The organism is Amycolatopsis sp. AA4 (assembly GCF_002796545.1).
Lineage (GTDB): Bacteria > Actinomycetota > Actinomycetes > Mycobacteriales > Pseudonocardiaceae > Amycolatopsis.
Genome location: NZ_CP024894.1, coordinates 6,803,124 through 6,815,268, shown reverse-complemented (window position 1 = coordinate 6,815,268; position 12,145 = coordinate 6,803,124). Strand labels below are relative to the sequence as shown.

The window sequence follows — 12,145 nt, the reverse complement described above, 5'->3', positions numbered from 1 at the left end:
CTTCCGCCTCGCCGATGCGCATGGTGAAACTCCGAATCGAGGCAGCAGCATGAGTTCCTGGCCGGGAATTATCGAGGCGTACCGCGACCGGATTCCGGTCCCCGACGGGGCGCGCGTGGTCACGCTCGGCGAGGGCAACACCCCGCTGCTGCCCGCCGCGCATCTGTCCGAGCTGACCGGCTGCACGGTCTACCTGAAGGTCGAGGGCGCGAACCCGACCGGCTCGTTCAAGGACCGCGGGATGACCGTGGCGATCACGCACGCGCTCGCGAGCGGCCTCCAGGCGGTGATCTGTGCGTCCACCGGCAACACCTCGGCGTCGGCCGCCGCGTACGCCGCGCGGGCCGGGCTCACCTGCGCGGTGCTGGTTCCGCAGGGCAAGATCGCGATGGGCAAGCTCGCCCAGGCGGTGCTGCACGGCGCGCGGATCCTGCAGGTCGACGGGAACTTCGACGATTGCCTCGAACTCGCCCGCAAGACCGCCGCGGACTATCCGGTCACGCTGGTCAACTCGGTCAACCCGGTGCGCATCGCCGGCCAGAAGACCGCGGCGTTCGAGATTTGCGACGTCCTCGGCGAGGCCCCGGACGTGCACTGCCTCCCGGTGGGCAACGCGGGCAACATCACCGCGTACTGGAAGGGGTATTCGGAGTACGCGGCCGACGGTGTGGTCAAGAACACCCCGCGGATGTTCGGGTTCCAGGCCGCCGGCGCCGCGCCGCTGGTGCACGGCGAGCCGGTTTCCGACCCCGACACCATCGCGACCGCGATCCGCATCGGCAGCCCGGCTTCGTGGGCGGGCGCGGTCTCCGCGCGCGACGAGTCGGACGGCCTGTTCGAGGCGATCACCGACGAGAAGATCCTTGAGGCGTACCGGCTGCTGGCCCGTCGCGAGGGCGTCTTCGTGGAGCCCGCGTCCGCGACGAGCGTGGCGGGCCTGCTGGCCACCGCGGCGGACGGTCGCCTGCCGAAGGGCTCGAAGGTCGTCTGCACGGTCACCGGGCACGGCCTGAAGGACCCGGCCACGGCGTTGGAGGGCAACGTCGAGGTGGAACCGCTCGCGGTCGACCCGACGGCCGTCGCGGCGGCGCTGGACCTGCGATGACGGTCCCGCGCGGGTTCCGCGCGACGGTCCCGGCGTCGACGGCGAACCTCGGCCCGGGATTCGACGCGCTCGGCCTCGCCCTGTCCCGCTACGACGTGGTCGAGCTGCAGGTCACCGAGGGCGGACTGAAGATCGAGGTGCTCGACGCGGGCGCGGGCGACGTCGAGGACGTGCCGACCGACGAATCCCACCTGGTGGTCCGCGCGCTCCGGCGAGCCTGCGAACACCTGGACGTCCGGCCGCCGGGCCTGCATCTCCGGTGCCACAACAGCATTCCGCACGCGCGCGGTCTCGGGTCGTCGGCCGCCGCGGTGGTGACCGGCGTGGCGCTGGGCTACGCGCTGGCGGAGCGTCCGCTCGACGCCGACGCGCTGCAGCTCGCGGCCGAGTTCGAGGGCCACGCGGACAACGCGGCGGCGAGCCTGTTCGGCGGCCTCGTGGTGGCGTGGTCCGAGGACGGCCGGTTCCGCGCCGAACGCGTCGAGCCGAACCCGGCGATCCGGCCGGTGGTCGCGGTGCCCGCGGAGAAGTCGTCCACCAAAACGACCCGCGGCCTGCTTCCGGCGCAGGTGCCGCACGCCGACGCGGCGCACAGCGCGGGGCGGGCGGCACTCGCCGTCCTGGCCGTCACCGAGCGGCCCGACCTGCTGCTGGCCGCCACCGAGGACCGGCTGCACCAGGACTACCGCGCCGAGGCGTACCCGGCGAGCGCCGCACTCGTGCGCACGCTGCGTGCCCACGGCGTGCCCGCGACGATCTCCGGAGCCGGCCCGACTGTGCTCGCTCTCACTCTGACGGGAATACTCCCGGCGGGCGTGGACGTTACCGGCTTCGACGTCTCCGAATTGCCCGTGGACCGCGACGGCGTGCAGGTTGTGCCCAGGTGACGACCTGGTCACAGGCTAGACGGCAGCGTGCGCCACGCGGGGGGTGGTTGTTGCACCCGGACAGGGCGCGGTCTACCCTCGGGGGCGTTCGATCACCGTGCGTTTCCGCACCCGATGCCGGGCCTGTTCGCCCCTAGCGGCGGCTCCGGTCCGCATCCTTCGTCGATCCGCCGATTCCGCACCGCCTGGCACGCGGGAGGCGGAGGGACGCAGGCGGGTTTCCGGTTCCGGCGGTGCCGAATTCCGCTTTCTCCGTCCGGAGGGGGCAAACACCCTGTGCTGGCGGCGCTTCGCTGTGTTTCGCACGGCTGGGCGCGAGCCGTCCGCATCGGAGGCAGAAGCCGTCTCGCTACCGGCGGCAGTCCGCTGATCCACCTGGAACGTGGATCGGTCAGGAAGGACATGTGTGAGCAACACCGATCTGTTGAGCGGCGACGTGGAGACCCCCGCCGCGGCCGCTGAGACCAATGGGGCCGCGGCCGCTCCGAAGCGCCGCACCGGGGGCCTGTCCGGAATGGTCATCGCCGAGCTCCGCCAGCTGGCGGGCGAACTGGGTGTGGGCGAGACCACCGGCATGCGCAAGGGGGACCTGATCGCCGCGATCCGCGAGCGCCAGGGCAAGAGCAAGAAGCGCGCCTCCGCGCCCGCCGACACGCTGCCGCTCGACGGCGTCGAGCCGGTCAAGGCCGAGAAGCCCGCCCGCCGGGCCAAGGCCGACGCGCCGAAGGCGGACGCCGCCAAGGCCGAGGCCCCCAAGGCGGAGCCGAAGGCCGAGCCGGTCCAGGCGGAGGCTTCCCCGGCCGAGGCCCCGAAGGCGGAGACCGCGCAGGACAGCAAGCCCGCGCAGGAGCGGCCGGAGCGCCCCGAGCGTTCCGAGGGCCAGTCCGACGGCCAGTCCGAGGAGGGCGGCCGCAACCGCCGTCGCCGCGGCGGAGCCAACCGGGGCGACGGCCAGCGCGACCAGCGCGGCGACCGCCAGGGCGGCAACCGCGACAACAACCGGGACGGCAACCGCGACAACCGCGAGAACCGCGACGGCAACCGCGACAACCGGGACAACGGCCGCGACAACCGGGACAACGGCCGCGACAACCGCGACGGCAACCGGGACAACCGCGGCGGCCAGGACAACCGCCAGGATCGCCAGGACCGGCAGGACAACCGGCAGCGGAACCAGCAGGACAACCGCGACAACCGGAACAACGGCCCCCAGGACGACGACGAGGAAGGCGGCCGCCGCGGGCGCCGCTTCCGCGACCGCCGCCGCCGGGGCAGCGGGGGCGGCCGCGCCGAGGGCGGCGCGCCGGACACCGAGATCCGCGAGGACGACGTCCTGCTGCCGGTCGCCGGCATCCTGGACGTGCTCGACAACTACGCGTTCGTGCGCACCTCGGGCTACCTGGCCGGGCCGAACGACGTGTACGTGTCGCTGTCGCTGGTCCGCAAGTTCGGCCTGCGCCGCGGCGACGCGATCACCGGTGTCGTGCGCCAGCCGCGCGAGGGCGAGCAGCAGCGGCAGAAGTTCAACCCGCTGGTGCGCGTCGACTCGATCAACGGCCTGGAGCCGGACGAGGCCAAGCGCCGTCCAGACTTCACCAAGCTGACGCCGCTGTACCCGAACGAGCGACTGCGTCTCGAGACCGAGCCGCACAAGCTCACCACCCGCGTGATCGACCTGATCATGCCGGTCGGCAAGGGCCAGCGTGCGCTGATCGTGTCCCCGCCCAAGGCCGGCAAGACCACGATCATGCAGGACATCGCGAACGCGATCACCACGAACAACCCTGAGGCCCACCTCATGGTCGTGCTGGTCGACGAGCGTCCGGAAGAGGTCACCGACATGCAGCGGTCGGTGAAGGGCGAGGTCATCGCCTCGACCTTCGACCGCCCGCCGTCCGACCACACCTCGGTCGCCGAGCTGTCCATCGAACGGGCCAAGCGCCTGGTCGAAATGGGCCACGACGTGGTCGTCCTGCTCGACTCGATCACCCGTCTGGGCCGCGCGTACAACCTGGCCGCGCCGGCGTCCGGCCGGATCCTGTCCGGTGGTGTCGACTCGACCGCGCTGTACCCGCCGAAGCGTTTCCTCGGCGCCGCGCGCAACATCGAGAACGGCGGCTCGCTCACCATCTTCGCGACCGCGATGGTGGAGACCGGGTCCACGATGGACACGGTGATCTTCGAGGAGTTCAAGGGCACCGGCAACGCGGAGCTCAAGCTCGACCGCAAGATCTCCGAGCGCCGCGTGTTCCCGGCGGTGGACGTCAACCCGTCCGGCACCCGCAAGGAAGAGCTGCTGCTCTCGCCGGACGAGCTGGCCGTCACGCACAAGCTGCACCGCGTGCTGCACGCGCTGGACTCGCAGCAGGCCATCGACCTGCTGATCTCGCGGCTGCGCAAGACGAAGACCAACATCGAGTTCCTGATGCAGGTCTCGAAGACCGCCCTCGGCGGTGGAGACGACGACTGAGTCTCTGTGCACGAAACGGCCCGTCCCGGGTTTCCGGGGCGGGCCGGTTTCGTTTCACGCGGTTCCGGCGCGGCTTCCGGTCAACCGGCATCCCGGCCGGTCCAGGTCGATCCGGTTCCCCGGAGCCAGACATCCGCCGATCGCCGACACCTGCTGTCCGTAACTGCGGCCCTTGACCGCGGTGACCGTCCCGTCGGCCGCCACTTCGCACGGGTTGCCCTCGGTGCACGACTCGCCGTCGCGATTGTGGGTGTTGTTGATCCCCACCACGGTGTTCCCGTCCGGCGACAGCAGCGCGGTCCCGGAGTAGCCGGGCAGGCTGACGCATTCCTCGCTGTCGGCATAGCGCACGGACTGGTCCTGTTGCCAGCCGCCTTCCCGCAGATGCGGCACCACCGCGGCGACCTCGCACTTCGGCCGGTGACTCTCGTACGCCATCTGCATCCGGTCCCCGGCGAGCATCGGAGTGGACGTCAACCGGAACACCTTGGCGCCGGCGGCCGCGAGCTGAGCGTAGGTCCGGTCGAGCCGGTACAGCGCGAGGTCGGTGCCGGTCATCGTCGCGTACAGCAGCCGGGTGGCGCGGGCGGTGGTCTTCGGATATCCCTGCCGATCGGCGATGGGGATTGGCCTATCCAGTCCGGCAGGCTGATTCACCAGTGCTTTCCCCGGTTCCGGCCGGTTTCTTGCTACGCAATGCCCGTTGGTCAGCGCCAGCGCCGGATCCGAATCCCTGGCGGTGCGCGGCCGGATCACCGAGCCCATGCAGTCGCCGATCTTGGCGGTGCCTTCGACGTTGGGAATGACGGTGTCCGGCGGAACGGCGGAGCCGGACACGATCCCGTTGATCCAGGGGGCATTCCGCGTTACGTCGACGTACAGGTCCGGCAGGTCGGCGCCGCGGATGCCCGGGCCGACCACCGTTCCGGCCAACGCCCATCCGGAGCCTTCGCGAACCAGCGCCGGTCCGCCGGAGTCGGTCACCCCCGGTCCGACCCCGGCTTGGCGGCTCCCGATGCACAGCGGCGGCGAGATTCCGTTGTCGTCCCAGCAATCCGGCAACGGCTGCACCGCGGTGTCCGCTTCGTGCAGCTTCCGGGGGAAACAGACCGGATCGGCGAAGTTCCCGCACGACAGCGAGGTGGCTCCCCAGCCGAGAATCCGGACCGGGGTGCCGACGGCCGGGGTGCCGGTCGCCAGCCGGACCGGTTTCGCCCGGACGGGACGGGCCAGATGCAGCAGGGTCAGGTCCTCGCCGGGCGGGTTATAGCTGGCGTGGCGGCGGTAGAACTTGTCGACCGGGACCAGTTCGCCGCCGGATTTCGTGTCGAGCGACCCGACCCGGACGTTCCAGCCGCGGGGGACCGCGGTGGTCGCGCCGGTGGGCGTGTTGGCGCAATGCCCGGCGGTCAACGCCCATTGCGAGCCGATGAGCACGCCGGTGCACCGGTGGCCGTCCGGCCGGGGGGCGTCGTACTGCAGGGAAACCAGGAATGAGTAGGGCTGCGAGGACTCGGTGCCGCCGATGATCGCGGAGGCCGGGCTGGCTTGGACCACAGTGGCGGCCAGCACGGTGCCGAGGAGCAGCGCGGAAGATCGAATGCGCATTTCTCGCACGATGTCGGCCGGATGTCCGCGGACCGCTACCGCTGCGTGACAGTTTGCCGGTAACTGCGCTGCGGCAAGGGAATCTCGCACCGACGGAGCGTTCCTCGCCGACCCCAGGCGCGGCCAGGAACACTCCGTCGGTTCAGGAACTCGTGCCGGGGGATGGCGGGCACGAGCTCCGGCTCAGTGGCGGGGGACGGCGGCCGGGGTCCACCCGCGGTAGTTGTTGAAGTAGCTGGTGGAGCTGCCGTGGCCGATCTTGCCGCCGACGCTGGTGGCGTAGAAGCCGCCGTTGCCGTCCGCGATGCCGACGTGGCCGTAGGCACTGATGTTCCAGTACACGAACGAACCGGCGGGCGGCTGGCCGCTGGTGTGCTTCGGGCTGGCTCCGTTCCAATGCGCGTTGGCCGACGCCCAGACCCCGGTGACGCCGTACGAGTTCTCCGCGGCCTTCTCGCAGTAGTGCTCCCATCCGGTGCTGCCGGCGTGCGCCTTGTACCAGGCGACCGCGCCCGCCGGGGTGCCGTCGCCGGCTCCGGTCAGGTTCGCCTCGGACAGCTCGGTGAACGTGCCGGCGGCGGGGTTGACGTCCGCGGCCGTGATGCCGTCGGCGGCGTTCGCGGCGGGGGCGAAGACCGCGGCGGAAGCGGCCAGTGCGAGCACCGCGGCCGGCTTCGCGAGCCGGGTGAGCAGGTCGGTCGTGCGCATGTCCGGACCTCCAGTAAGTGAGCGATTCACGAACTCGGCCAGGTTCTCGCCAGCGGGTACAAAATCCGTACAATGCGAAGGTTCTTCACTACCCACCGTCGCCGCGTGCGGCGGAATACCTGGTCACCGGGGTGTGTTGAAGACCTTGCCGGCACGTCTGGCAGAATGACCCGCTGAAGTCCGGCACCGGTTCACCCCGCACTGGGGACCCGGGGCCAACGAGAGAGGACACCATGAAGAGCGGTATTCACCCCGAATACGTGACCACGACCGTCACGTGCAACTGCGGGAACAGCTTCGTCACCCGCAGCACGAAGGAGTCGGGTCAGATCCACGTCGAGATCTGCTCGAACTGCCACCCCTTCTACACCGGCAAGCAGAAGATCATGGACACCGGTGGCCGGGTTGCCCGGTTCGAGAAGCGCTACGGCAAGCGTCAGCAGAAGACCGACGCCAAGTAGCTTGTCCGACGGCGCCCACCCGCACGCCCGGGTGGGCGCCGTTGTTCTGTCCGGGCCTGTTCGCGAGAGGAAGACGGCGAAGTGGATTCGAGTTCGCTCAAGGGGCTGCTCGACGAGCACGCGCGGCTGGAACAGGAGCTGGCGGACCCGGCGGTGCACGCCGACCAGGCCCGGGCCCGCAAACTGGGCCGCCGTTACGCCGAGCTGAGCCCGGTAGTGCGCGCGGTGCGCGAGCTGGACCAGGCGCGCGACGACCTGTCCGCGGCCAAGGAACTGTCGGCCGAGGACGCGACGTTCGCCGCCGAGGCCGACGAGCTGACGGCGAAAATCCCGCAGCTCGAAGCGAAATTGACCGAACTGCTGCTGCCGCGCGACCCGTACGACGGCTCCGACGTCGTCATGGAGATCAAATCCGGCGAGGGCGGCGAGGAATCCGCGCTGTTCGCCGGCGACCTGCTGCGGATGTACCTGCGCTACGCCGAGCGGCACAACTGGAAGGCCGAGGTGCTCGACTCGACGGAGTCGGACCTCGGCGGCTACAAGGACGTCACGCTGTCGCTCAAGAGCAAGACCGCGGACGTCGAGGGCGTCTGGGCCCGGCTGAAGTTCGAGGGCGGCGTGCACCGCGTGCAGCGCGTGCCCGCGACCGAGTCCCAGGGCCGCATCCACACGTCCGCGTCCGGCGTGCTGATCTACCCGGAACCGGAAGAGGTCGAGGTCGAAATCGACCCGAACGACCTGCGCATCGACGTGTTCCGCTCGTCGGGTCCCGGCGGGCAGAGCGTCAACACCACCGACTCGGCGGTGCGGATCACGCACCTGCCGACCGGGATCGTCGTGTCGTGCCAGAACGAGAAGTCGCAGATCCAGAACCGCGCGCGGGCGTTGCAGGTGCTGCAGGCCCGGTTGCAGGCGATCGCGGAGGAAGAGGCGGCGGCGAAGGCGTCGGACGCGCGTCGTTCGCAGGTGCGGACAGTTGACCGTTCGGAGCGGGTGCGGACGTACAACTTCCCGGAGAACCGGATTTCGGATCACCGGGTGAACTACAAGGCGTACAACCTGGACCAGGTGCTCGACGGCGAGCTGGACGGCGTGCTGGACGCGCTGGCGGCGGCTGACCGGGAGGAACGGCTCGCCGCGCAGTCGGGCTGAGTTCCCGATCGGTTAGACCGCGGCGGGGATTTCTTCGGTGCGCGGGTCCTCGGCCTCTTCCGGCGCGGTTTCCGCGCGGGGGAGCAGGCTGAGGATCGCGAACACCACGGCCAGCACGGTCGGGAACAGCGTCAGCAGCTGGTGTTTCACGCCTTCGATGCCTTCGCCCAATGCGGACTGACCCAGCTGTCCCGCCGCGAAGAACACCAGCAGGAACGCGACAATCCCGTACTCGCGCCGGTTCCGGCGGAACGCGCGGACCCCGGCCCAGCCGACGAGCACCCAGATCGGGATCAGCGCGAACAGGCCGAGCGGCGCGATCAGCGCGGCCAGCCCGGAGAACACCGGCACCCGGTATTCCTTCGAAAGCCGCGGCTGTCCGGACAGTTCGCCGAAGCTGCCGAGGTTCGCCGGACGCGCGGTGAGCGCGTCCACCCCGCCCTGCTGCAGGATTTCGACCGTCCGGCCCGGGTGCGTGGCGTAGTAGTGCAGCACGTTGCGGCGGCTGATTTTGTCTTTGTACTGCGGGTAAAGCGGGTCGTGCCAGGCCGCGCGCTCGCCCCACCAGCCGGTGCCGACGTACTGCTCGAACGATTCCGGCAGGCCGAGCGCGGCGAGGTCGGCCTTCGTGTCGTGCTTTCCGTCCACAATGGAGTCGAAAATCGCGTGGTACATGTTGGCCTCGCGGTATTCCGCGTTGGCCGGATCGCCTTGGGACTGGATCGCCAGGGTGCCCGCGCCCACGATCGCGAGCACCGCGAACGGCAGCACCCAGCGTTTGCGCCCGCGCGCGCCGGACGGGCGGGCCAGCAGCAGCGCGAGCGCGAAAAGCGGGATGAGCAACAGGGTTTGCGATTTGGCGTTGATCCCGACCAGTCCGCCGAGGACAGTCGCCGCGGCACCGGCCCAGCGCAGTTTTCCGGGGCGGTGCAACAGGAACAGGCCGCCGCAGATCAGCAGGATGCCGAGGAACGCCGCGCCTTCGCTGAGCACCGACGCGAAGTACCCGAAGAACGCCGAGTCGCCCAGCACGAGCAGGAGCAGGACCGTCGCGATCAGCCGGTTTCGCCGGTTCAGGTCGAGGCCGAGCACCGTGACCGTGATCGCGCCGGCGACCAGCACGCAGGTGAGCACGCCGAGCACCAGCAGGTTCAGCACGCCCGACGCGCCGAACAGCGCGCCGAGCTTGCCCGCCGCCCAGTCCAGCCAGGCCTGGCTCGAGACGTAGGCGGAATCGCACGGCGGCGCGGACCCGTAACTGAACCGGACGAACCCCTCCGACGGCCGGTCGAGCTGCCGCCCGCCGAGCTGGCACAGCAACCGCCAGCCGTCGCCGTTGTCGGCCATGCCGATCGGCCGCGGCACCAGGAACCGCAGCAGCAACAGTCCGAGCGAGGCGACGAATACCCCGAGGCCGAAGCGCAGGTCCCTGGATCTCACCGGGCGGAGTCTAGAGGGGACCGCGGCGACGGCTGGGGGCGCCGGGTCTCGTGAGCGGCGAAGCCGGTTCTAACCGGCCTGGCCGCTCACGAGGTCGCCGCCGCGAACGCCGCCATCCGCTCCTCGTACCCCTCGACCTCCCCGAAGTGCACCGCCACCGCGTCCGCGCCCGCCGCCTGATACGCCCGGTAGGTCTCGACGGCCGTCTTCTCGGCGAACTGCTGCCGGGCGATCCGCCGCACGCGCCGCTCCGGATCGAGCTGGTCCAGCTTCGCGACCCGCTCCGCGAACGCGTCCGGGGAGAGGCCCGCGCTGAGCCACTGGTCCCCGGCCCGGACCGCCCGGCGCAGCGCGACCGTCGAATTCCCGCCGACCAGGATCGGAATCCGCCCCTCCGGTCGCGGCTCGAAATACCCGCCCGCCCGGCCGCGTCCGGTGGTGAACAGCTGGTCCAGCAGCGAAAGCGTCTCGTCCAGCGTCGCTCCGCGCCGGGAGAAGTCCGCGCCGATCTCGGCGAACTCCGGCTCGTTCCATCCCGCGCCGACGCCCAGGATCAGCCGGTGCCCGGACAGCCGGTCGATCGTCGCGGCCTGTTTGGCCAGCAGATGCGGTTCGCGCAGCGGCACGATGATCACCGAGACGCCCAGCTGGACGCGTTCGGTCGCCGCGGCCAGGTAGGCGAGCGTGGCCAGCGGTTCGTACACGCCGCCGAAGACCTCGCCGAACGGTTCCGGCGGGAGCACGTGGTCCGGCAGCCAGACGGCTTCGTAGCCCAGCTCCTCGGCCAGCCGGGCGAGGTCGGCGAAGCGGCGCGGCGTCAAGCCGGGCGATTCGTTCGGCAGGACCGCCTGGAGGCTCACTAGGCCACCATCCCTTCTGCAGCCCGAACCGATAGGGTTGTGATCCCTCGGTCCCGGTGGGTGCATGGCCATGGTTGCGTGCCGCTTGACGGCCGCGATGAGTACTGCCAGCCCCACCGGGTCGAGGCCGCTTGACCGGCTTTAGGAACATGCCCCACCGAGGGCCGATTAGTGAGCTTCCGGCGGGCGTCCTCATGACCGAGCGGGTCCTTCATCGCTGACGAAGGAGTACCGCGCGCGTGTTCGCGGGATGGGACTGGGCGACGGGGTCGCACGATGTGACCGTGATCGACCAGGCCGGGGCGAGGACTGACCGGTGGGCACTGGCCCACACCGAGGCCGGGATCGACAGCACACTGGCTCGGTTGCGCCGTCACGGCGACCCCGCCGATCTGCCGGTGGCGATCGAGACCACCCGGGGCTTGGTCGTGGACCGGCTGCTGACCGCCGGGCACCCAGTGATTCCTATACACCCCAATGCTTTCAACGCTGTCCGGCCGCGCTGGGGCGCGGCACGGGCCAAAAGCGACCCCGGTGACTCGTTCAAGCTGGCCGACTACCTGCGCACCGACGGCCACCAGCTGCGCACCCTGTCCCCAACCCTGGCCGAGACGCTTGAGCTGCAGGCGCTGACCCGGCAACGCGCCGACCACGTCGAGGCTCGTGTCGCGGCGGTCAACCAGCTTGCCGCGCTGCTGGACGAGCACTGGCCCGGCGGCAAAGCGGTGTTCGCCAGCCTGGACAGCGACATCGCACTGTCCTTTCTGGACCGTTACCCCACTCCTGAGTCCGCGGCCACGCTGACCGCCGGCCGGTTGGAGGCGTTCTGCAAACGCCACGGCTATTCCGGCAAGCGTCCCGGCAGCGTGCTGATCGAGCGGCTGCGCGCCGCCCCGGTCAGCGCGTCCCGGCTCGGCCAGGCCATCGTCGCCCGGCTGGTCGTCGTCCAGGTGCGGCTGGTGCGAGCCATCCGCGCCAACATTCGGGAACTCGACACCGCCATCGCCGAGGCGACCACAAGCCGCCCGTGGGCCGAACTGATCGCCGAACTGCCCCGCATCGGGACTGTCAACCTCGGCCAGATCATCGGCGAAATCGGCCCGATGCTGGAACGCGCCACCAGCTGCGCGCAGCTGGCCGCCGAGACCGGCACCGCTCCGGTCACCAAGGAATCCGGCAAGCACCGCTCGGTGACCTTCCGGCACGCCGTCAACCGGCGCGCCCGCCAAGCCCTCACCACCTGGGCCGACAACAGCCGTCACGGCAGCGACTGGGCCGCAGCGATCTACAACAACGCCCGTTCCCGGGGCAAACGCCACCCCCACGCGGTGCGCATCCTCGCCCGCGCCTGGCTGCGCGTGATCTGGGCCTGCTGGCGCGACAAGTCCTGCTACGACCCCATCACCCACCACACCACCAACAAGATCAACAAGACCTAGGGGTTGACTCAGGAA

Annotated in this window: 10 protein-coding genes; 6 read left to right on the top strand and 4 right to left on the bottom strand. The window is 70.4% G+C overall.

The features are described 5' to 3' along the window. Positions 1-49: 49 nt before the first annotated feature. The 3 genes from thrC to rho all read left to right on the top strand — a co-directional run bounded on the left by thrC (position 50) and on the right by rho (position 4,462). A complete protein-coding gene (thrC, locus tag CU254_RS31385; RefSeq protein ID WP_009082626.1) occupies positions 50-1,105 on the top strand; it encodes a threonine synthase in 1,056 nt (351 codons plus the stop codon). Beyond that, a complete protein-coding gene (thrB, locus tag CU254_RS31380) occupies positions 1,102-1,992 on the top strand; it encodes a homoserine kinase (protein WP_009082624.1) in 891 nt (296 codons plus the stop codon). The genes thrC and thrB overlap by 4 nt, the downstream gene beginning before the upstream one ends. A gap of 406 nt (positions 1,993-2,398) precedes the next feature. After that, positions 2,399-4,462, top strand: a complete 2,064-nt coding sequence (gene rho, locus CU254_RS31375; protein WP_100266939.1) for a transcription termination factor Rho — start codon at positions 2,399-2,401, stop codon at positions 4,460-4,462. 54 nt (positions 4,463-4,516) lie between these two features. Here the strand turns inward: rho and CU254_RS31370 are convergent, their stop codons facing one another. Both CU254_RS31370 and CU254_RS31365 read right to left on the bottom strand, forming a co-directional pair. Beyond that, entirely contained in the window at positions 4,517-6,070 is a 1,554-nt protein-coding gene (locus CU254_RS31370) for a trypsin-like serine protease (protein WP_009082621.1), read from the bottom strand. A gap of 183 nt (positions 6,071-6,253) precedes the next feature. Then, positions 6,254-6,778: a hypothetical protein gene (locus tag CU254_RS31365; RefSeq protein WP_009082619.1), complete on the bottom strand. Its 525-nt coding sequence runs from the start codon at positions 6,776-6,778 to the stop codon at positions 6,254-6,256. Positions 6,779-7,011: 233 nt separating this feature from the next. Here CU254_RS31365 and rpmE point away from each other — a divergent pair, with 233 nt between their 5' ends. Together rpmE and prfA are read left to right on the top strand one after the other, a co-directional pair. Continuing rightward, entirely contained in the window at positions 7,012-7,239 is a 228-nt protein-coding gene (rpmE, locus tag CU254_RS31360; protein WP_009082617.1) for a 50S ribosomal protein L31, read from the top strand. A gap of 81 nt (positions 7,240-7,320) precedes the next feature. Continuing rightward, positions 7,321-8,391: a peptide chain release factor 1 gene (prfA, locus tag CU254_RS31355; RefSeq protein ID WP_009082615.1), complete on the top strand. Its 1,071-nt coding sequence runs from the start codon at positions 7,321-7,323 to the stop codon at positions 8,389-8,391. Positions 8,392-8,403: 12 nt separating this feature from the next. Here the strand turns inward: prfA and CU254_RS31350 are convergent, their stop codons facing one another. Together CU254_RS31350 and CU254_RS31345 are read right to left on the bottom strand one after the other, a co-directional pair. Then, a complete protein-coding gene (locus CU254_RS31350; RefSeq protein WP_009082614.1) occupies positions 8,404-9,831 on the bottom strand; it encodes a hypothetical protein in 1,428 nt (475 codons plus the stop codon). Between the two features lie 86 nt (positions 9,832-9,917). Beyond that, complete coding sequence (locus CU254_RS31345) at positions 9,918-10,691, bottom strand: TIGR03619 family F420-dependent LLM class oxidoreductase (protein WP_037715414.1); 774 nt, start codon at positions 10,689-10,691, stop codon at positions 9,918-9,920. A gap of 239 nt (positions 10,692-10,930) precedes the next feature. Here CU254_RS31345 and CU254_RS31340 point away from each other — a divergent pair, with 239 nt between their 5' ends. Next, entirely contained in the window at positions 10,931-12,130 is a 1,200-nt protein-coding gene (locus CU254_RS31340) for an IS110 family transposase (protein ID WP_009082610.1), read from the top strand. The last annotated feature ends 15 nt before the right edge of the window (positions 12,131-12,145 follow it).

What these genes read in the sequence shown, in the direction of transcription:
- thrC (WP_009082626.1), top strand. Translation starts at nt 50, where the DNA reads ATGAGTTCCTGGCCGGGAATTATCGAGGCGTACCGCGACCGGATTCCG.
- CU254_RS31365 (WP_009082619.1), bottom strand. Translation starts at nt 6,778, where the DNA reads ATGCGCACGACCGACCTGCTCACCCGGCTCGCGAAGCCGGCCGCGGTG.
- CU254_RS31370 (WP_009082621.1), bottom strand. Translation starts at nt 6,070, where the DNA reads ATGCGCATTCGATCTTCCGCGCTGCTCCTCGGCACCGTGCTGGCCGCC.
- thrB (WP_009082624.1), top strand. Translation starts at nt 1,102, where the DNA reads ATGACGGTCCCGCGCGGGTTCCGCGCGACGGTCCCGGCGTCGACGGCG.
- rpmE (WP_009082617.1), top strand. Translation starts at nt 7,012, where the DNA reads ATGAAGAGCGGTATTCACCCCGAATACGTGACCACGACCGTCACGTGC.